Origin of the sequence: Pseudomonas sp. Tri1 (assembly GCF_017968885.1) — a bacterium.
Lineage (GTDB): Bacteria > Pseudomonadota > Gammaproteobacteria > Pseudomonadales > Pseudomonadaceae > Aquipseudomonas.
Map to the genome: position 1 here is coordinate 1121847 of NZ_CP072913.1, position 20261 is coordinate 1142107.

The following is a 20261-nucleotide window of genomic DNA, read 5'->3' on the forward strand; positions in this document are numbered from 1 at the left end:
AGCATGCGTTTGTCGGGTTTAACTCATCCCCAGCCAGTTCGGTAGCACCAGCGAGATCCACGGTACATAGGTAATCAGCACCAGGAACGCCAGCAGAATCATCAACCACGGCATGGCTGCGCGGATGGTGGCGGTGAGGGACATGCCGGTTACCGCCGAGGTGACGAACAGGTTCAGCCCCACCGGTGGTGTGATCAGGCCAATCTCCAGGTTCACCACCATGATGATGCCCAGGTGGATCGGGTCGATACCCAGCTTCATGGCGATGGGGAACAGGATTGGCGCCAGGATCAGGATGATCGCCGAAGGCTCCATGAACGCGCCGGCGATCAGCAGCACGATGTTCACCACCAGCAGGAAGGTCATCGGCGTCAACCCGGCGTCGATCACCCATGCGGTGATTTGCTGCGGCAATTGCTCGGTGGTCAATACATGGGCAAAGAGCATGGCGTTGGCGATGATGAACATCAGCATGATGCTCAGCTTGGCCGACTCCAGCAGCACCTTCGGTGTCTCCCGGAAAGTGAGGTCCTTGTAGACGAACAACGCAATGAAGGCCGAATACACCGCTGCCACCGCCGCCGCTTCGGTGGGGGTGAACATTCCGGAGTAGATCCCGCCGAGGATGATGAACATCAGCAGCAGGCCCCAGATCGCCCTGCGCGCGGTGGTCAACCATTCACGGAATGTCGCCCGGGGCAGCGCCGGCAGGTTCTTCTTCACGGCCACGATGTAAATCGCCACCATCAGTGAGCACCCCAGCAGCAGGCCCGGCACTACGCCGGCCATGAACAACTTGCCCACTGACGTTTCGGTCGCCGCGGCGTAGACCACCATCACGATCGAAGGCGGGATCAGAATGCCCAGGGTGCCGGCATTACATACGATGCCCGCGCCAAATGCCTGTGGATAACCCGAACGCACCATCCCGGCAATGGCGATGGAGCCAACTGCCGCCACCGTCGCCGGACTCGAGCCGGACAGCGCGGCAAACAGCATGCACGCCAGTACTGCCGCAATCGCCAGGCCGCCACGAATATGCCCGACGCAAGCGTTGGCGAAGTCGATCAGCCGTCGCGCCACGCCGCCAGTGGTCATGAACGCACCGGCCAGCAGGAAGAACGGAATCGCCAGCAACGTGTAATGCTCGGAGGTCTCGAACAGCTTGATCGCCAGGGAACGTACCGAGTCGGGGCTGAAGAAAATGATGGTCAGCGAACCGGCCAACCCCAGCGATATGGCGATGGGCACGCCGATGAACATCAGCACGAACAGTGCGATGAACAGGAAGGCAATGGTCATGGCTTGTCTTCCTCGTGTTCGGTCAATTTGATGGCTTCGGCGGCTTCATCGGCCAGGCCCAGGCCTGTCTGGCGATTGCGCAGGATTCGCACGAGAATTTCCGCGAAGCGGATAAAAACCAGGGCAAAACCGACCGGTACGATCAAGCCGATGTGCCATTGCATGATGCCGAAATGGCCGAGATCCTCGGCACCGATCTGGGCGATCATCAGGGTGTTGATCCATTCGAAACTCGCCACCCCCAACAGCCCGGCGTAGGCAAGGCAACACAGGCAAGCGATGGCGCCAATGAGGCGCTGCACCGGTTTGCTCGCCAGTTTCACCAGCGCATCGACGCCGATATGCCCGGCTGTGCGCACCCCGTACGACAGACCGAAGAAAATCAGCCAGCCAAACAGCGCCTTGGTCAGCGAATTGCTCCAGGTCATGGCTTGGGCCATGGCCATGATGTTGTCGCCCGCGGCGAACAGCGTCTCGCTGGCGGCCGACCAATGGTCGCCAAGGCTATAGAACACGCTGTAGAGGTTGTTGAGCACCACGTAGACGAAGGTGACCAGCGTCATGGCGGCCAGAAGGAAGGCAATGAAACCTTCCTCGAAGTGTTCCCAAATGCGCCGAAAGGCGTTCATGGACGACATCTCCTGTAGGGGGACGACTGGCCGGCGCTACCAGGAGGTCGCGCCGGCCAACCCATCACTGGGCCTTGTTGGAGGCTTCGGCGGCTTTGATCAGGTCTGCGCCGATATCACCTTCGAACTTACTCCATACGGGTTTCATCTTGTCGCGCCAGGCGTTGCGCTCTTCAGGCGTGAGGGTAATGATCTCGGTGGTCTTGGCATCGAGGATGCGTTGCTTGTCGTGCTGGTTCAGTTGGGCCGCTTCCTGGTTTACGTGGGTGGTGACTTCCACGACGATCTTTTCCAGTTCGCTGCGGATATCCGGCGGCAGACCGTTCCAGAAGGTGGTGTTGGTGATCAGCATGTAGTCCAGTACACCGTGGTTGGATTCGGTGATGTACTTCTGCACTTCATGCAGTTTCTGGCTGTAGATGTTCGAGTAGGGGTTTTCCGCACCATTGACCACGCCGGTCTGCAAACCCTGATACACCTCGGCAAAACTCATCTTGCGCGGGTTGGCATTCACCGCCTTGAATTGTTCTTCCAGTACTGCCGAGGCCTGCACCCGGAACTTCAAGCCACGGGCGTCCTTGGGTTCGCGCAGTGGTTTGTTGGCCGACAACTGTTTCATCCCGTTGTGCCAATAAGCCAGGCCAGTGATGTTCTTGCTTTCCATGGACTTGAGCAGTTTCTGGCCTTCGGGGCTCAGCTGGAAACGGTCCACCGCGGAAATGTCATCGAACAGGAACGGCAAGTCGAACAGCTGCACGGTCTTGGTGTATTGCTCGAACTTGGCCAACGACGGCGCGATGATCTGCACATCCCCCAGCAACAGGGCTTCCATCTCCTTGCCATCGCCAAACAGCGAAGAGTTGGGGTACACCTCCACCTTCACTTTGTCTTTCAGCCGTTCTTCCACCAGCTTCTTGAACAGCAGCGCGCCTTGGCCTTTTGGTGTTTGTTCGGCGACCACATGGGAGAACTTGATCACCACCGGATCTGCCGCCATGGCCGTGCTCATCGCACTAAGGGCCAATGTGCAAGCGAGCGCTTTCCAGATAGGTTTGAACATTACGGGTTTTCCTCTTGTTTTTAGTATTTTCGTGCGGGCTCATTCAAAACACAGCGCACGGCGGAACAATGATGAGTCTAGGCAGAAAAACAACTTGTCGAGTGCGGTTAACAGGAAAACTGTCCTTTGGCTGTACATCCCGACTGGTTGCGCTAGAGCCCTCCTTGCGTCGGGCTGAAACATCCAGAACGGGTCATTTCGAAAGGTTTCCGTCAATAACCGTGCCTGGGGCAGAAAACCGTAAAGGGCGATGATGGCTACTGGCTCTCAATCTCACGCCAGCGCTTGTCGAATCCATGGGGCGAGGGGGTCTGCTAGGCTATGCGTCCAGGATAAAAACCTCATGGAGAGGGCAGATGTTTACATTCGACACGTTGTGGAAAAGCCATCCGCAGATATTTGGTGATGCTGCGCCCTGCAGAACCAATGGCGCCAAGAACTTCAGTGACCAATGCGCGATCAACCTCGGCGTGGCCCTGCGTCGCGCGGGTGCAGACATGAGCCAGCTCAAAAGCGTGCGACATTGCTGGCAACACCCCAAGAGTGACGGGCATATATTGGCCGCCGAAGAACTCGCCAAGGCCTTGAGTCGCGCCAAGATCCCTGGCTTGCAGGCCATGAAGACCATTAAAAGCGAAGAATTCGAAGAGACGCTGAGCGGGCAGCAGGGCGTTATTTTCTTCAAGGACTTCTGGCGTCGGGCAAACGAAACCACAGCCAACCGCAGCGGCGATCACATCGATCTGTGGAATGGCCGTCGCCTGACGGATTGGCTGAGCTACCCACGTATACAAATGGGTTTTTCGATCGAAGGCACGTTCTCGGACTTTCACGATTCCAAGGACATCTGGTTCTGGAAAGTCATATGAACGTCATCAAGGAAACTTTGTTCGTTCTCCTGATCATCGTGTTGGCGGTCGGCGCATTCAATTTGGCGTTCATGGCCGTTGGTAGTTATTTCGGGCCGTTCTACGAGAGCGAAGCAGACCAGAGCCGCAACTTTGCGATCTGGTTGTTTGGCAATGTCGGGGTGGCGGTCGTGGCTGCGGCGGTGGGCATTGTCTGGAGACGACGGCGCAAACCTCGGATCTAGCCAGGCAGCCAAAGTCTGCACACAACCTTTGACAGGGCGTTCACCTTCCGCAGCCACCGCCTTCCTGTGGGAGCGAGCCTGCTCGCGATGACGGTGGCCCATCCTCTTGCTAGTTGCGCTTCCAGCACTCGGCAAACCGCGCACATACCCCGTAGCGCTCATCCATCTGCGCCATCCTCTCCAGGTGATGACCTACCGCTTCGACCGTCACCCCATTCCCGATCCGGAAGTACTCCACCATCATCGCGACGTCCAGATCAATCTCGGCTTTCTCTGGCTTGGCATTGGCGGTCTTGGGCAGTGCCCACAGTTCCAACTGCTCGTCCTTCAACTGGCGCAGGCGGGTCTGGTATTCGTCCTTGAAGCGTTCCATCGAGCGCGCTTTGTTCTGTGCCATGTCATCGCCAAACGTCTTCAGGTTTTCCCGGTACAGCGTCCAGTAGTCCGCCGGCAGCTCGAAGCCGAGCTTGGCCTTGCGTTCGCTGATCAACGTGTCCAGTTTCTCTGGCGAATAACTCTCGACTTTTTCCTTGGCCGGATCAGTCTTCACGGTGACGACCAGGCTTTTATCGATGACCCGGTTCATCAGTTCCAGGCGATGGGGGGTGTCCGGGTAGGTCTTGGGAAACAGCGGACTGCGACCGGCGCAGGCGGGGAAGTCTTTTTTCAAGACCGGAATCGGCGTGCGCACGTCCTTGCCGTCGATCCGTTGCAAGCGTTGCAACTGAGTCAGGCAAAAGTTCTTCTCGGACTTGAAGGTCACCTCGTACTCCGCATTGGCCTCGGGCGTAAAGTTGAAGCCCTTGCCGCACACGGCATAACCGGTGTTCATGTTGGTGCGCAGGTAAATCTGCTCGCCGGGCTTGAGCTTTACCTCCAGATAGCCCTTGGCGTCCGTGGGCGCGGGAACGCTCATTCCCACCCGCCGTGCGGTATCGCTCAACAGCAGGTTGTTGAGAATGCCCGTGGTCTGCCCGTCGCAATGGGCTGCATCGAAATAATCCAGCGTGGCGTTGCTGGTATTGGCGACGAACCGCAACTTGGCGGCGTCCGGTTCGATAGCGTCGGGATAACTGCCGTTGACGCTGCAACCGCCGAGCAATACAAACAACGCGGACAATGCTAACAACGGGGTAGGGCGGCTGGGCAGGGTGAGCATGGGTCATCCTTGAAGGATCGATAAAGTTGGCGAATGCTACTGAAGTGCCACTACTGCGTCCATCTCCTCCCGCTGAGCTGCAGGCAACCCCATCATCTTCTCTACAGGGACTTACCGATGATCGATTTCAACAACAAAGGCTTCTTCAAACTCAAGCAAAACGACGAATACGCCGAACGCGTCACGGCCCTCCTGCTGGACGGCGAGCAGGTCATCGACGCCTACAAATCCATGCGCGACGGCGTGGTCTTTACCAACAAGCGCATCATCGCGGTGAACGTGCAAGGCATCACCGGCAGTAAAAAAGACTTCACCTCCCTGCCTTACAAAAACATCGTCGCCTACTCGGTCGAAACCTCCGGCACCTTCGACCTGGACTCCGAACTGGAGATTTACTTCTCATCCCTGGGCAAGGTGAAATTCGAATTCACCGGCAAGACGGGCATTGTTGAAATCTCCAAGGTGATCTCCAGACATCTCCTGACCTGACCCGCTTCCTGGCGGTATTCAAAAAGTCCAAGTCCACCGCCAATCCCCTGCTCGCGATGACGGCGGCACAGCCGGCATCACCGTTCCAGACAGACCGCTATCGCGAGCAGGCTCGCTCCCACCGTTTTGATCGCAGTTGTCCACAAGTTCGCATCTGCCACAGCCCCCTGTAGGAGCGAGCTTGCTCGCGATGGCGGTGGCACAGCCAGCATCACCGTTCCAGACAGACCGCTATCGCGAGCAAGCTCGCTCCCACAGTCCTGCATTCCAGCCCTACGAGTGACTGCGCCCGCTTGGGGGCAAGTGGTATCACTTCCTGTCGCGTGGTATGACGACTTTTTGATTATCTCCTCGCAAAAATAACCTCCCTCCTCAAGAAACCCCATGGGTTTGCACGGTTTATTGCGCGACAGGGGTTGACAGTTCGCTGGAAACGTCAGAATAATCCGTTACGTTGTATGACGACATACAAATAAACAATAACAACATTGGTGTTCCTCCCCATGAGAATCACAGGCGTTCACGTCGAAGTTTTTTCCACCCCTTCGCGCCGTGCCCAGGACAGCGCCGGCCATGCCCATCCAGGCGATGAGGTCATGATCAAGGTGGCTTTGCTGCGAATCGGTTGCGACGATGGCTCCGAGGGTTATGCCTTCGGCCCGCCTGAGTTGATTCGTCCGCACATCATCGAATCCTTCGTGCGCAAAGTGCTGATCGGTCGCGACCCGATGGACCGCGAAAGCATCTGGCAAGACCTGGCGCACTGGCAGCGCGGCAGTGCGGGGCAGTTCACCGACCGGGCGCTGGCGCTGGTGGAGCAGGCGTTGTGGGACTTGGCCGGGCGTAAGCTCAAGTTGCCGGTGCACAAGTTGATTGGCGGCTATCGCGACAAGGTCCCGGCGTACGGCTCGACGATGTGCGGCGATGACTTGCCGGGCGGCTTGTCCACGCCGGACGAGTACGCTCAGTTCGCCGAGAAACTGGTCCAGCGCGGCTACAAGGCCATCAAGTTGCACACCTGGATGCCGCCGATTTCCTTCGCCCCGAATCCACAAATGGACATCCAGGCCTGCGCCGCCGTGCGTGAGGCGGTCGGGCCCGACATCGCGTTGATGCTCGACGGCTACCACTGGTACAGCCGCATGGACGCGCTGACCATCGGCAAGGCGCTACAGGAATTGAATTTCGCCTGGTTCGAAGAACCGATGATGGAAGACTCGGCAGAGTCCTATGCCTGGCTGGCGGCCAACCTGGACATTCCGGTGCTGGGCCCGGAAAGCATCGCCGGCAAGTTCCACAGCCGCGCCAGTTGGGTGACGCAAAAGTCCTGTGACATCCTGCGTGCCGGCGTGGCTGGGGTCGGTGGGATCGGGCCGTGCCTGAAGGTGGCGCACTTGGCCGAGTCGTTCGGCATGGATTGCGAAGTCCACGGCAATGGCGCTGCGAACCTGGCGGTGGTCGGTGCCATCAGCAACTGTCGTTGGTACGAGCGCGGCCTGCTGCACCCGTTCCTTGACTACGAAGAAGTCCCGGCGCACCTCAATAGCATCGTCGATCCAATGGATGCCGACGGTTTTGTGCACCTGTCCGATCGGCCTGGTTTGGGCGAGGACATCAACTTCGCGTACATCGAAGCCAACACCCTGTCTCGACATTGATCGCGCGCCACGCCTGAAGGTGATATCTACCCGGGCGACAAAGTCTTTATAAATATAAGAAAGGACTGAACCATGAATCTCTGGCCCAAGCGCCTGACCAGGCTGCTGTGTGTCACCGTGGCCCTGTGCATAGCGCAGGTGCCCGTCAGCCTGGCCCAAGGCGAAACGCCCGCCGACCAATTGGTGGTGGGCATGAGCATGATCAACCTGCTGTCCCTGGACCCCGCCGCGGCGACCGGCCTGGAGGTCGCCGAAGTCAACGCCAACGTCTATGACATGCTCCTGGAGCAGGACGCGGCGCAGCCAGACACGCTGATCCCCGCCCTGGCGAAAACCTGGGAAGTCAGCCCCGACCGCATGCGCCTGACCTTCCAGTTGCGCGATGACGTGCGTTTTCACTCCGGAGCTCCACTCACTGCACAAGACGTGGCTTGGTCATTGCAGCGTGTGGTCACCCTCAACCGCGCCCTGGCTTCGACCTGGAAAGCCTACGGTTTCACCGCCGACAACGTCGTCAAATTGATGCGCGCCGAAGGGCCGCACACCTTTGTCATGGACCTGCCGCGCAGCACCGACCCGACGCTGGTACTCAATACCCTGGCGACCTCTCCCAGCGCCTTCATCATCGATCGCAGCGTCGCGTTGCAGCATCAGGTCGGCGACGACCAGGGCGCGGCGTGGCTGGCGACTCACACGGCTGGCTCCGGCGCCTTCAAGCTCGACATCTGGCGCGCCAACGACGTGATTCTGATGAGTCGTCATGACGACTATTGGCGCGGCCCTGCGAAGTTGCGGCGGGTGATCATGCGCAACATGACCGAGTCCCAGGCGCTGCGTCTGATGGTCGAGCGCGGTGACCTGGACGTCGCCCGGGGCATGGCCGCCACCGACATCAAAGCGTTGGGCAAGGTCGATGAGGTGCGCATCCAGAGCATCGCCCGGGGTACGCTGTACTACGTGGCGATGAGCATGCAGCAACCGTTGTTCCAGGACATCCGCGTGCGTCAGGCCATCCGCCTGCTGATCGACTACCAAGGCATCAATGATGTGGTGATGCCGCACTACGGCGTGATCAATCAGCGGCCGCTGCAACTGGGGCTGCCGGCGCGCCTGGACGATCCGGGTTATCGCCTGGACGTGGCCGAGGCCAAGCGGCTGCTGGCGGCGGCGGGGCATGCCGAAGGCTTCAAGGTGAGCATCCGTTCGCTGACCGATCCGCCGTTCATCAACATCGCCACCAGCCTGCAAGCGACACTGGCTCAGGCCGGTATCCAGGCGACGATCATCACCGGCACCGGCAACCAGATCTATGGAGCGATGCGCGACCGCCAGTTCGACATCCTCGTCGGTCGCGGCGGTGGCGGGGCGGAGCGTCATCCGCATTCGAGCCTGCGCGCCCTGGTCTACAACCCGGACAACCGCACCGAAGCCAAGCTGAGCAACTTCCAGGGCTGGCGCACTTCGTTCTTCAATCCGCAGCTCAATCAACTGATCGAGCAGGCCGAGCGTGAGCGTGACCCTGAACGCCAGCGCGAGATCTACGCGCAGATCCAGACCCTCTACGACCAACAGGCCGGGGCGATCATGCCGGTCTCACAGATGGTCGACGAGGTGGTGATCCATGCGGATGTGCGCAACTACATCGGCCACACCGCCGCCACCACACGTCTTCGGGACGTCTACAAGCAGCGCTGAAATCGACGGCCACAGGGCCAAGGCAGGAAAGAACATGTCGACTGCATCCTTTTCAATCTGGACCACCCGGGCCGCTTCGGCGACCCGGCGCGGTGGCTCGGTGGCGGTGACGCTGCTGGGGTTGCTGCTACTGACCTTTTTCATCGGTCGCGTCATGCCCCTGGACCCGGTGCTGGCCATCGTCGGCCCGGACGCCGACGCCTCGGCCTATGCCCAGGTGTACCAAGAACTGGGCCTGGATAAACCGTTGTGGACGCAGTTCGCGATCTACCTCGGCGACCTGCTGCACGGTGATTTCGGCATGGCCTTGCTGACCGGCAATCCGGTCATCACCGACATCGCCCGGGTCTTCCCGGCCACTTTGGAACTGGCCACCCTGGCGATTCTGTTCGGTGTGCTGGCTGGCTTGCCGCTGGGTGTCTACGCCGCCACCCACCAGGGCCGCGCCGGGGACCATATTGCGCGACTGATCACCCTGTTCGGTTATTCCACGCCGATTTTCTGGATCGGCATGATGGCTTTCCTGGTGTTCTACGCCTGGCTGGGTTGGGCCGGTGGCGTCGGGCGGATCGGCCTGGCCTATGACGGGCTGATCCCGAAACACACCGGGCTGTTGTTGATCGACACGGCCTGGTCCGGCGACTGGGAGGCCTTTCGCAGTGCGTTGCGCCACATCCTGCTGCCGGCGGTGATCCTCAGTTTCAACTCGGTGGCCTACATCAGCCGCATGACCCGCAGCTTCATGCTCGAGCAACTGTCCCAGGAGTACATCATCACCGCCCGGGTCAAGGGTTTGTCCCAGCGGCGCATTGTCTGGGGCCACGCCTTCGGCAACATCCGCGTGCAGTTGTTGACCATCGTCGCGCTGGCCTACGGCGGTCTGCTGGAGGGCGCGGTGTTGATCGAAACGGTGTTTGCCTGGCCGGGCTTCGGCCAGTACCTGACCAGCAGTTTGCTGCTCGGTGACATGAACGCGGTGATGGCTTGCGTGCTGCTGATCGGCCTCATCTTCGTGACGCTGAACCTGATCAGCGACGCGCTGTACAAGATCTTCGACCCGAGGACTCGCTAATGAACCTGCCCCTGGCTTCCAGCGCACCCGGCGCCGCCGCGCTGCCCGCTTCCAGTACCGCAGCGATGGCCGCCAGCACCCTGCGCCTGCTGCGTTTCCTGCTGCGCAACCCGATGACCTTCGCTGGCCTGGTCGTCGTCTCGACCCTGATGCTGGTCGCGGCTTTCGCGCCTTGGATCGCTGGCCACGATCCGCTGTTGCAGAACCTTGCCGGCGCGTTGCAGGCGCCGAGCAGCGCGCACTGGTTCGGCACTGACGAATACGGGCGCGATGTCTTCGCCCGGCTGGTGTATGGCTCGCGCATCACGCTGTACATCGTCTTGCTGGTGACGGTGATTGTCGGTCCTATCGGCCTGTTGGTCGGCACGGTGTCCGGCTACTTCGGCGGTTGGGTCGACAGCCTGTTCATGCGCATCACCGACATCTTCATCTCGTTCCCCAGCCTGGTCCTGGCGTTGGCGTTCATCGCCGCCCTCGGCCCGGGCCTGGAGCATGCGGTGATCGCCATTGCACTGACTGCCTGGCCACCGATTGCCCGGCTCGCCCGCGCCGAAACCCTGCCGCTGCGCAACGCTGACTTTGTCGTCGCGGTGCAGCTTCAGGGCGCGTCGAGTACCCGGGTCATTCTGCGCCACATCATTCCGATGTGCCTGTCGTCGGTGATCATCCGCCTGACCATGAACATGGCGAGCATCATCCTCACCGCTGCCGCCCTGGGCTTCCTCGGCCTCGGCGCCCAGGCACCGCTGCCGGAGTGGGGCGCGATGATCTCCACCGGGCGGCGCTACATGCTCGAAAGCTGGTGGCTGGTGGCGGCGCCCGGTGCAGCGATCATGCTGGTCAGCCTGGCCTTCAACCTGTTGGGCGACGGCTTGCGCGACGTCCTCGACCCGCGCAGCCAATCCTGAGGAGCAGCCCCGTGACTGAGATAAAACTTGCCGTACAGGACTTGTGTGTGGAATTCCGCAACGCCGGCAAAACTTCCCTGGCCGTGCGTGATGTGTCGTTCACCCTGGGCCGGGAAAAACTCGCCATTGTCGGTGAATCCGGCTCGGGCAAATCCACCGTGGGTCGCAGCCTTTTGCGTCTGCATCCTCCGACGGCGCGGGTCACCGCCAAGACGTTGCGCTTCGCCGATATCGACCTGTTGGCTGCCAGCGAAAAGCAGATCCAGGCGATTCGCGGCGCGCGCATGTCGATGATCATGCAAGACCCCAAGTACTCGCTGAACCCGGTGGTGCGGGTCGGTGAACAAATCGCCGAGGCCTATCTGGCCCATCACAAGGTGCCCCATCGCGAAGCCCGCGAACGCGCCTTGGACATGCTCGCCAAGGTGCACATTCGCGACCCCCGGCGGGTTTATGACCTGTACCCCCACGAAGTCTCGGGTGGCATGGGCCAGCGGATCATGATCGCCATGATGGTGATCACCGATCCCCAGGTGATCATCGCCGATGAACCGACCTCGGCCCTGGACGTGTCGGTGCGCCGTCAGGTGCTCAATGTGCTGGAGGAATTGGTCAGCGAGCGCGACTTGGGGCTGATTTTCATCAGCCACGATTTGAACCTGGTGCGGCATTTCTGTGACCGCGTGCTGGTGATGTACGCCGGCCGCGTGGTCGAGTCGATTGCCGCCGCCGACCTGGATAACGCCACCCATCCCTACACCCAAGGCCTATTGGCCGCATTGCCGAGCCTGGACCATCCGCGCGCCACGCTGCCGGTGTTGCAGCGTGACCCACAGTGGTTGAATGCTTGAGGAGCCTGTCATGAGCATGATTGAAATCGCCGGCCTGAACCTCAGTTTTGGCACCGGCGCGGCACTGAACGCGGTACTGCACGACGTCGATTTGAGCGTGGCCGAAGGCGAGGCATTCGGCCTGGTGGGGGAGTCCGGTTCGGGCAAGACCACCGTGTTGCGCTGCCTGGCCGGGCAGTACCAGCATTGGAGCGGACAACTTCAGGTCGCCGGCCAAGCCGTGACCCGCAACTTGCCGCTGAACCACTACCGCACCGTGCAGATGGTGTTCCAGGACCCGTATGCCTCGTTGCATCCGCGCTACACCGTCGATGCCGCGTTGCAGGAGCCGCTGCGCATCCACGGCATCGACGGGCGTACCCAGAAGGTCAGCGAGATTCTGCGCAAGGTCGGCTTGAACGACAGCTTCCGCTTCCGTTACCCCCATCAGTTATCCGGTGGCCAGCGTCAGCGTGTGGCGATTGCCCGTGCGCTGATCCTGCGTCCCCGGGTGCTGCTGCTGGATGAGCCGACCTCGGCACTGGATGTCTCGGTGCAGGCGGAAATCCTCAATCTGCTGGCCGACTTGCGCCGCCAGGAAGGGCTGACCTACCTGATGGTCACCCATGACCTGGCGGTGGTGGCGCATTTGTGTGATCGGCTGGCGGTAATGCAGCAGGGCAGGGTGGTGGAAACGCTCGACAGTCATCTCCTGACGAGCGATGGCGCCACCCATGGGTACACCCGTTTGCTGGTGCAGGCCAGTCGGGACATACAGCGAATACCTATTGCTGTCTGAAGTGATGAGTTTGTTGCACTTGTTTTAACCCGAAGAAGACGTTGAACCGCAGGTTTCAATGCCGCGCACGCGCTCGCCTGTGATTTGGCGTTCAACCCAACTAATCATTCAACTAACAAGAATAAAAACATGAAAAAGACACTCGTCGTTCTGTCCCTCGCTTCCTTGTTCACTTCAGTCGTTGCTGTGGCCGATACCGGCTATATCAACGTACGCCATCAGTATGCGGAACAAACCCGCATGCACGCCGACCGCGCCAAGTTCGGCATGCGGCTGGACAATGGCGTGGGGCTGGAAGGTGAACTCAAATACAAGACCGCCGGTGATCGCGAAGACGTCGCCTTCGACAACACCGTCGGCAGCGGCCATGAATTTACCGTCAACTACCAGCACAAGATTGATGACCGCTGGACGCTGACGCCCTCGTTCGCCATGGAGAGCGACGAAGAGTCGACCACCTACAAACTGGGCATGCGCCTGGGCTACAAGATCACCAAGGAGCTGAGTATCGCCGGTCGCTACCGTTACGACTCATCCAAGCTCGACCGCGACCAGGTCGATCATGATGTACCGGACAACGGCCAGGATGACCAGAAGATCAATCGCTACGACGTGTACGTCAACTACGCCAACCAGGGGCCGTGGGCTTATGAATATCAACTGACGTACTTCGATGCCGACTACATCCGTTATAACGGCGGCACCGACGACTATGAACAGAATGCCGTGGTCAAGTACAAGTGGGACAAGCGCTGGGCGCCGTTCTTCGAAGTGGGTGATATCAAGGTCAACTCGGTGGACGATGATCGCCAACTGCGTCTGCGGGTCGGCATTCAATACAACTTCTTCTAAGTTGCGGGAGCACGGGTCGACGCTGAGTCTGTGAACACCGGGATCAAAACTGTGGGAGCGAGCTTGCTCGCGATGGCGTCGGATCGGCAGACATCGATGTTGAATGTACCGCCGTCATCGCGAGCAAGCTCGCTCCCACAGGGGGGCGGAGGTCATTCGTTGTAAAAAGCCTGCCGCTGCTGCGTTTCACACAGGCGCATGCGGCTATTGCTCAAGTGCAGGTACATGGCCGCCCGCGCTGCATCGACATTGCCACTGGCGATAGCGTCGAAGATCTGCTGATGTTCGGCGTTGATCCCTTGCAAGTAAGCGCTGCGATCACTTTGTCCGGAGTAGGCGGAGTTCATGCGCGTACGTGGGATCAGCTTGGTGCCCAGGTGCTTCATGATGTCGATCAGGTAGTAGTTACCAGCGGCCTTGGCGATTTTCAGATGGAACTGGAAATCGGCGTTGATGGTGGTGCCGGATTTTTCCGGACCTTGCAGCAACGCCTCCAGCGCCTGGGCCAGTTCGGCCAGGGCTTCAGGTGTGGCGCGTTCGGCAGCCATGCCGGCGGCCTGGACTTCCAGGCTCAGGCGAAACTCCAGCAGGTTGAGTACATCCGACAACGTCGCAATCGTCGCCGGCCCCAGGGTGAAACCCTCCGGTGCCGGCATGTCCAGGACAAAGGTGCCGACGCCATGCCGCGTCTCCACCAGCCCCGCCGCCTGCAAGCGCGACAGCGCCTCACGCACCACCGAACGACTGACGCCTTCGGCTTCCATGATGTGCACTTCGGTGGGGAGCTTTTCGCCGCGTTTGAGAACACCTTCACGCATGCGCTGGGCAAAGCGGTCGACCAGTGTTTCGGCGAGGCGGCGCGGCTTGTTCAGTGGAGATAACGCTTGATCCGTCATCGGCTTGCTCTTGGGTGATCAGCGGGCATTATAGTGCGTTTCGCCGCAAGGTCGCGGCTATAATGCCGCGATCGTCTGGCTTTAATGGATAGGTGCAATGGACCGTGTCACAACCGATCGACGCCTGAGCATGACCCAGCAACTGGTGGTCGACCTGACGCAGCAGATACTGGCCGGCGAACTGCCCGCAGGCAGCAAACTGCCTACCGAACAGGTCATCATCAAGGAACGCGGCGTCAGTCGGACGGTGGTTCGCGAAGCCATGTCTCGGCTCCAGGCCGAAGGCTTGGTGGAGACGCGCCACGGCATCGGCACCTTTGTGGTCGACACCGCTCGCCCGGGGGATTTCCAGGGCAGTAAGCATGTTAAGGGCGGCGCGTACGACGCTCTAGCGGTGATCGAACTGCGCCTGAGCCTGGAAGTGGAAGCGGCCGGCATTGCCGCGCAACGTTCCACGCCGGAACAGTTGCAGGCAATGCGCGAAGCGCTCGATGCGGCCAATGCTCTGGAGGCGGCCGATGACGAAAGCGCCCGGGTGGATTTCGAATTTCATTTGCTGATTGCCCAGTGCACCGGCAACAGCTTCTTTATCGATGCCATGGCCCATGTTGGCAGTGCGCTGATCGCGGTTATCCAACAGGCCGGACCAGCTGTCACGGTTGAAAATCGAGCGTTGGTGGCTCGCGAGCGTGAGCAGATCTATGCAGCACTGGCGCGGCGTGATGCGGAAGCGGCGCGGGCGTCGATGCGGTTGCATTTGATCAATATGCTGCAGCGGGTTCGGGGTGTGATTGAGTTGACGGCGCAATAACCTCCACAGAACTTGTGCCGGCCACAGCCCCCTGTGGGAGCGAGCTTGCTCGCGATGACGGCGGCACATTCAACATCTCCATTTCAGGCAGACTGCTTTCGCGAGCCGACTCCAGTGGAGCGTGCCTGGGTTCCCCTTGGCTAAAGTTCACCAACAGTAAGTCGATAGTGTCTTTCTGGATGAGTGCATTGATTGAGGCATCAATCAGCGTCTCTCGTTATCGTTTAATTGGGAATGGATAAGGATAGGTAATGGAGCAGGAAGTTGGTACCAAGGACGAGAAACACAAGCGCGTTTCGTTCCAACAGGATATCTATGCCGCGCTGAAACTGATGGCCGAGCACTGGGGCCTGATAGGCAGTCTGGGTGCGTTAATCAGTGCGGTGGTCAGTTTTGCAATCCTGATGACGTATGCGAAGGCGATCGATCGAATCGACCTTTTGCCATTGGTGTTCGATAAGAAACTATCTGCGCTGCTTCCGTGGATGGGCGTGGTTGCCTTTGTCCTGTTTCTTTACATGGTGGTGATGTGTGTCACCACCTTGTTCTACGCGTTAGCCGTGTCCTTTTTCAACCAGACACCGAACCTCAGGCCAGCGGTTGCCCGATGGTTTTTCTGGGCGGCGGTCGTGGGCTCGTTGATTATTGTGGCCTTCGCGTTCCAGGCACCTCTGGTCGACCATTGGATTGTCGCCTTGGTCATCCTTTCAGGCATGAGTGCGGTCTTGGGCTTATCGTTGAAATCAAAAAAAATCCGAATGGCCTTGAAGTTGGTGTCCCTCTTTAACAACCTCAAAGGCCTTGGGGTTTGGTGGCATCAGGCAGGTGTTTTGTTTTTTGCCTACTTTATTTTGATGGTCGCCGTTTTCGCCGCCGTGTACCCGATGTTGATATTGCTGAAGTCGTATACGGGTAAAGACACTCCGGAAGCCATCACCACGCTGATGGTCATTTCCATGGTGGCGGTGGTCTTGTTGTTCTTGCCGGCCTTGATCTTCTTTGTGAGTAAAAAACATATTGTCGCCCGAGGGCTGTTGTCGTTCGGATCGGCATTGCTAGTGACCTTGGTAGTTGTCGCCATCTATCCAGGCGCGAGTTCTACCGTAGTGTTCAAGGCGGCGGGGATGATGGGGGTGCGCGAGACGACTCCACTCAAATATCGGTTGTTGAAGAATTTTGAGGTCAAAGACTTTGATGCGGCGAGCTGGGGAACGGTGGACGTGAGCCGGGACCTCCCGGTTGTAGAAGCCTTTCCACTCTTCTCGCTTGGGGATGTTCTGCTGCTGTGCCCCAGTGGCTTGAGCGGTACGCGCCTGGGCCAGTGGCCGGAGCATTCACATGTCTGCATCGTCACGCAACGCAGTGATGTGGTGATATTGCCCGGCGCGACAGTTGTGCCCGAGCAAACGTAGCAATGGGTTAGACAGCCACAGCCCCCTGTGGGAGCGAGCCTGCTCGCGATGGCGGTGGCACATCCAGCATCACCGTCCCCAGACAGACCGCTATCGCGAGCAAGCTCGCTCCCACAGTTTTTGATCGCAGGGTTTACAGGTTTTGTGCCCTGCAGTTCCCGCCAGGTTAAAGCTCAGGGCTCCAGCGCGGGTCCCTTCAGCTCGATCTGATTACCATCCGGGTCGAAGCAGTAGATCGACCAACCTTTACCCTCCGCGCCATAGCGCATCTGCGCTTTCTCAACACTCAGGCCGGCGGAGGCCAGATGAGCGAGGAGGGCCTGTTCGTCAAACGGCTCGATACGCAGGCAGAGGTGGTCGACGTTGTGCCCTTGCTTGCCAGCCGCCGGCCCACCCTCGCGACCCAGCGGCCCGTCGACAGCCACCAGATCGATCATCGAAACACCGGTGCTGAGGTGGATCATTCCAAGATCGTCCCGGCGCTTCTTGAGCTCGCAACCGAGCACGGACGTATAGAAAGCGAGGCTGCGCTCGATGTCTTTTACGCGCAGGACGATGTGGTCGATGCGTTGGATCGTGAAGTTCTGCATGCAGGCCTCCTGTGTTCACTAGTGGCAGGGCCAAGGGGGGACTTCACCATAGTGGACAACGCTGATTGACGGTGGATCCGGACGGCTGCGCTACATTTCTAGGCTAAAGGCGCGACAGTCACGTCCGCCTGGCCGCTGTCGATCAAAGCCGCACGCACGAAACCGTCCGCTTTCTTTCGCTCGATGAAATCCCTGACGTAGGCCGCGCCGGCTTCATGGGCCCTTGGAACCGCCATGGCTTGCCTGATGGAAGTGAAAGCACCGGTGAGCACCCGGTATGCCGGGTTGTTGGCCGCCACTTTCTCCAGCGGCTGCCTCACACCGGCTGCCGCATCCAGGGATTTTTCGATGTACAGGTCTACCGCAGCCGCAGAGGTCGCAGCCCGTTCGAGTTGCGCATATTCCAATGTGCGAGAAAGAAAAAGGTCATACGCGGCGCCTTTGCCAACGGCGAGTCTTAGTCCTGGCTGGTCAAGATCCTGGACGTTCTGATAGCGCGAATCAGCGGCCACCAAATAAGTCCCTTCGATAAGGACGTAAGGTTCGCTGAACGCAATCTGCTCTTCGCGCACGGGCTCAATGGCCAGGAACGCGACGTCCCACACGTCCTCCTCCAGCGCCGCAAACACTTTGCCGGCGGCATCAAAAGTGACCATCTCCAATGGTGCACCCAGCTCCTGGGCCAATGCCTTGGCCAACGCTACCGACACCCCTTGGGCAGAGCCGTCCAGACCCTGTTGAGCCAACACGGGATTGCCGAAATTGATCGCGGCACGCAGCACTCCTTTTGGGGACAGATCTTCAAGCACTGCACGGTCGAGAGACGTCATCCTTTTTGCTCCGGGTAGGGGGTTATTGGTTTTTATCAACTGGGCAAGGTGTGGAAACGACCCGCCGATTTTTTCATCCAGCTGCGACTAGCCTTCATCATGTTTTTCCCACGCTATCACCGTACCTGATAGCGTGGGAAAAACATGATGCAAGCGAAACCGAAAGCCTCATGAACAGTCTTGATCATACCCGCATGAGGCCAATTGCTTTTTCCATCAACCGCAAGCGCAGCTCCGGCTTGTCTTGCCTGGCCCCGATATCAATCCAACCATGGTGCCTATAAAATTGCGCCGCCCTCTGGTTCGTTTCACTCACCGACAACCTCATCCGTTCGCACCCCAGCCCTGCAAAAAAGTCGGTGGCGTAGGCCAGCAGCAACTTCCCGGCACCGCGTGATCGCCACTCAGGGGTGAGGTAGAAAAAGTGGATGTAACCCACTGCAGGTTCTGCCTTGAGCAGTGACATTTCTATCTGGCCCACGATCTGTGTTTCATCCCAGGCATGGACAATGCTGCCGGGAATCTCGGTCGCTTTTTCTTGGAGGGATTGAAGGTAACGCTGTGTGCCATCCGGGTCGTGCAGTTTTTGTGCGGAACCAAACGCGCAGAGCAGCATGTCTTCAAAGAAACGTACGCAAACGCCGCTGTCCTGGTCGAGGTTGACTGGACGCAAGTGCAGGAGAAAAACGGGTTGAGCGTCGCCGCGCATCATGGTTCGTGACCTCATGCTTCAATGGGTTGCTACGCTGGTACTGCCAGAATTTGGAACCGACCAGCAACGGACCCAAAACCATGAAAAGACAAGACCTTCTCCAAACCCTGGAAGCCCGCTTCGACCAGAACCCACATCGCCACCCGGACATCCTCTGGGCCGACGTCCAGGCCAAGTTGGAAAGCAACCCTAACGCCCTGAAGTCGCTCCAGGCAATGGAAGCCACCGGAGGCGAGCCAGACGTGATTGGCCACGACGAAAGAACCGGCCTTATCACCTTCTGCGATTGCGCCAAAGAAAGCCCGACCGGTCGCCGAAGCCTCTGCTACGACCGCGCCGCCCTGGACGCACGCAAGGAGAACAAACCCAAAGGCAGTGCGGTAGAAATGGCCGAAGAAATGGGCATCGCCCTGCTGACGGAAGACCAGTATCGAGCCCTGCAGCAGCTCGGTGAGTTTGATGTGAATACCTCCAGTTGGCTGGCCACACCCGCTGAACTTCGCGCTCTGGGCGGTGCGCTGTTCGGTGACTATCGTTATGAGCGGGTGTTTGTTTACCACAATGGTGTGCAGTCGTATTACGCGGCGCGAGGGTTTCGCGGCGTGCTGTGCATTTAAGCAAACCTGTGGCGATGGTTACGCGTTGTCGGATGGTTCACCAGGTGGTTTACGCCGAAGGTGGCCCTGTGTTTTTATACGCACAGGCACAAGTAGCCTCCCTGCTGCGATGGGAAATACGAAAAATCTAAGTGAACTTACCCACTTATTTAGCCACTGCAAGCAGCATGCTAGTCGAAGCACGTCTTCGATTTGGCTAAAGGAGTGAGCTATGTCCCGTTCAAGTGCTGCTGAGTGTATCGACGACCTCAAAGGGTTGGCCCGCGTGTCTGTCATTGGTGAATACACGTATTGCCAACGATTGACCCATCTCTGCAAAGAGTTCGGTTTCAATAATTTCCATCACTTCCGTAAGGTCGTTGAGCGCCTCCCTGAAGACCTGATCGGCAATATTTCCACGACGCTGATGCGCCGGTATTGCGAGGTGGCTCAACCCAAGCCAAACGTCGCTTACTATGAATTTCTCTCGGTCAACAACGACACCCGGATAAGGTTTTATAGCCAATGGGCGGGCTGGGACAAATTTGGGCAGGAAGTCAGGGTTCCCAGGTCGTTGCATGGCGAGTCGGCTCCCCGTCTGCGCAAGTCGCTTGATAAAACCGTCTTTATCGTAGAAACGGATCGCCAGTTAATCGCTTGGCGCCATCGCTGGCACGGGCTGTGTTACATCTCCGCTGAGCTCTGCAAAGAGCACATGAAAGAAGCCTTTGAACGGAAAAAGGCTGTCGTGAAAGGTCCCCGCAATGAGGAGTTTCCCCTGCTGGACGACTTTAGCGATAACTATGCAACGTGGTATCCGGTCATAGAGTAACGCCAGCTGGGAAGGGCTCTCAGGAGCCCTTTCTTG

General features: G+C 59.0%; 22 protein-coding genes. 14 read left to right on the forward strand and 8 right to left on the reverse strand.

Annotated features, from left to right (window positions below):
• Nucleotides 1-18: 18 nt before the first annotated feature.
• The 3 genes from dctM to dctP form a co-directional block, all read right to left on the reverse strand.
• Nucleotides 19-1302, reverse strand: coding sequence for a C4-dicarboxylate TRAP transporter large permease protein DctM (gene dctM, locus J9870_RS04815; protein ID WP_210642925.1), 1284 nt, complete (start codon nucleotides 1300-1302; stop codon nucleotides 19-21).
• On the reverse strand, nucleotides 1299-1931 hold the full coding sequence (locus J9870_RS04820; protein ID WP_210642926.1) for a TRAP transporter small permease: 633 nt from the start codon (nucleotides 1929-1931) through the stop codon (nucleotides 1299-1301). The genes dctM and J9870_RS04820 overlap by 4 nt, the downstream gene beginning before the upstream one ends.
• Nucleotides 1932-1995: 64 nt before the next feature.
• Nucleotides 1996-2940: a C4-dicarboxylate TRAP substrate-binding protein DctP gene (dctP, locus tag J9870_RS04825; protein WP_246883135.1), complete on the reverse strand. Its 945-nt coding sequence runs from the start codon at nucleotides 2938-2940 to the stop codon at nucleotides 1996-1998.
• Between the two features lie 407 nt (nucleotides 2941-3347).
• On the opposite strand from dctP, the gene J9870_RS04830 reads away from it, so the two are divergent.
• Together J9870_RS04830 and J9870_RS04835 are read left to right on the forward strand one after the other, a co-directional pair.
• Nucleotides 3348-3860, forward strand: coding sequence for a type VI secretion system amidase effector protein Tae4 (locus J9870_RS04830; protein ID WP_210642928.1), 513 nt, complete (start codon nucleotides 3348-3350; stop codon nucleotides 3858-3860).
• Entirely contained in the window at nucleotides 3857-4084 is a 228-nt protein-coding gene (locus J9870_RS04835) for a hypothetical protein (RefSeq protein ID WP_210642929.1), read from the forward strand. The genes J9870_RS04830 and J9870_RS04835 overlap by 4 nt, the downstream gene beginning before the upstream one ends.
• A gap of 109 nt (nucleotides 4085-4193) precedes the next feature.
• On the opposite strand, the gene J9870_RS04840 is transcribed toward J9870_RS04835, so the two are convergent.
• A complete protein-coding gene (locus tag J9870_RS04840; RefSeq protein WP_210642930.1) occupies nucleotides 4194-5243 on the reverse strand; it encodes a hypothetical protein in 1050 nt (349 codons plus the stop codon).
• Between the two features lie 117 nt (nucleotides 5244-5360).
• Between J9870_RS04840 and J9870_RS04845 the strand changes: the two genes are divergently transcribed.
• The 8 genes from J9870_RS04845 (at nucleotide 5361) to J9870_RS04880 (ending at nucleotide 13546) form a co-directional block, all read left to right on the forward strand.
• The gene (locus J9870_RS04845; protein ID WP_210642931.1) at nucleotides 5361-5732 is read left to right on the forward strand and encodes a PH domain-containing protein; all 372 of its coding nucleotides are present in this window, start codon (nucleotides 5361-5363) and stop codon (nucleotides 5730-5732) included.
• Between the two features lie 503 nt (nucleotides 5733-6235).
• Nucleotides 6236-7390: a mandelate racemase family protein gene (locus J9870_RS04850; RefSeq protein ID WP_210642932.1), complete on the forward strand. Its 1155-nt coding sequence runs from the start codon at nucleotides 6236-6238 to the stop codon at nucleotides 7388-7390.
• 72 nt (nucleotides 7391-7462) lie between these two features.
• Nucleotides 7463-9085 (forward strand): ABC transporter substrate-binding protein, encoded by a 1623-nt coding sequence (locus tag J9870_RS04855; protein ID WP_210642933.1) that lies wholly within the window; start codon nucleotides 7463-7465, stop codon nucleotides 9083-9085.
• A gap of 34 nt (nucleotides 9086-9119) precedes the next feature.
• Complete coding sequence (locus J9870_RS04860) at nucleotides 9120-10157, forward strand: ABC transporter permease (protein ID WP_210642934.1); 1038 nt, start codon at nucleotides 9120-9122, stop codon at nucleotides 10155-10157.
• On the forward strand, nucleotides 10157-11065 hold the full coding sequence (locus J9870_RS04865; protein ID WP_109753577.1) for an ABC transporter permease: 909 nt from the start codon (nucleotides 10157-10159) through the stop codon (nucleotides 11063-11065). The genes J9870_RS04860 and J9870_RS04865 overlap by 1 nt, the downstream gene beginning before the upstream one ends.
• A gap of 11 nt (nucleotides 11066-11076) precedes the next feature.
• Nucleotides 11077-11916: an ABC transporter ATP-binding protein gene (locus tag J9870_RS04870; RefSeq protein WP_210642935.1), complete on the forward strand. Its 840-nt coding sequence runs from the start codon at nucleotides 11077-11079 to the stop codon at nucleotides 11914-11916.
• Between the two features lie 10 nt (nucleotides 11917-11926).
• Complete coding sequence (locus J9870_RS04875) at nucleotides 11927-12694, forward strand: ABC transporter ATP-binding protein (protein WP_210642936.1); 768 nt, start codon at nucleotides 11927-11929, stop codon at nucleotides 12692-12694.
• A 129-nt stretch (nucleotides 12695-12823) separates the two neighbouring features.
• The gene (locus J9870_RS04880) at nucleotides 12824-13546 is read left to right on the forward strand and encodes an oligogalacturonate-specific porin KdgM family protein (RefSeq protein WP_210642937.1); all 723 of its coding nucleotides are present in this window, start codon (nucleotides 12824-12826) and stop codon (nucleotides 13544-13546) included.
• A 152-nt stretch (nucleotides 13547-13698) separates the two neighbouring features.
• Here J9870_RS04880 and J9870_RS04885 read toward each other — a convergent pair whose 3' ends face one another.
• Nucleotides 13699-14442, reverse strand: coding sequence for a FadR/GntR family transcriptional regulator (locus J9870_RS04885; RefSeq protein ID WP_109753581.1), 744 nt, complete (start codon nucleotides 14440-14442; stop codon nucleotides 13699-13701).
• 97 nt (nucleotides 14443-14539) lie between these two features.
• Here J9870_RS04885 and J9870_RS04890 point away from each other — a divergent pair, with 97 nt between their 5' ends.
• Both J9870_RS04890 and J9870_RS04895 read left to right on the forward strand, forming a co-directional pair.
• Nucleotides 14540-15253, forward strand: a complete 714-nt coding sequence (locus J9870_RS04890; RefSeq protein WP_210642938.1) for a FadR/GntR family transcriptional regulator — start codon at nucleotides 14540-14542, stop codon at nucleotides 15251-15253.
• A 251-nt stretch (nucleotides 15254-15504) separates the two neighbouring features.
• On the forward strand, nucleotides 15505-16665 hold the full coding sequence (locus J9870_RS04895; protein WP_210642939.1) for a hypothetical protein: 1161 nt from the start codon (nucleotides 15505-15507) through the stop codon (nucleotides 16663-16665).
• A gap of 173 nt (nucleotides 16666-16838) precedes the next feature.
• On the opposite strand, the gene J9870_RS04900 is transcribed toward J9870_RS04895, so the two are convergent.
• From J9870_RS04900 to J9870_RS04910, 3 genes are all read right to left on the reverse strand, one after another.
• Nucleotides 16839-17255, reverse strand: coding sequence for a VOC family protein (locus J9870_RS04900; RefSeq protein ID WP_210642940.1), 417 nt, complete (start codon nucleotides 17253-17255; stop codon nucleotides 16839-16841).
• A gap of 98 nt (nucleotides 17256-17353) precedes the next feature.
• Entirely contained in the window at nucleotides 17354-18085 is a 732-nt protein-coding gene (locus J9870_RS04905) for a transporter substrate-binding domain-containing protein (protein WP_210642941.1), read from the reverse strand.
• Nucleotides 18086-18269: 184 nt separating this feature from the next.
• Complete coding sequence (locus J9870_RS04910; RefSeq protein WP_210642942.1) at nucleotides 18270-18797, reverse strand: GNAT family N-acetyltransferase; 528 nt, start codon at nucleotides 18795-18797, stop codon at nucleotides 18270-18272.
• An 80-nt stretch (nucleotides 18798-18877) separates the two neighbouring features.
• Here J9870_RS04910 and J9870_RS04915 point away from each other — a divergent pair, with 80 nt between their 5' ends.
• Both J9870_RS04915 and J9870_RS04920 read left to right on the forward strand, forming a co-directional pair.
• Nucleotides 18878-19414 carry a DUF4256 domain-containing protein gene (locus J9870_RS04915; protein WP_210642943.1) on the forward strand — a complete coding sequence of 179 codons (537 nt, stop codon included), beginning with the start codon at nucleotides 18878-18880 and terminating at the stop codon, nucleotides 19412-19414.
• A gap of 211 nt (nucleotides 19415-19625) precedes the next feature.
• Nucleotides 19626-20225: a hypothetical protein gene (locus J9870_RS04920; protein WP_210642944.1), complete on the forward strand. Its 600-nt coding sequence runs from the start codon at nucleotides 19626-19628 to the stop codon at nucleotides 20223-20225.
• The last annotated feature ends 36 nt before the right edge of the window (nucleotides 20226-20261 follow it).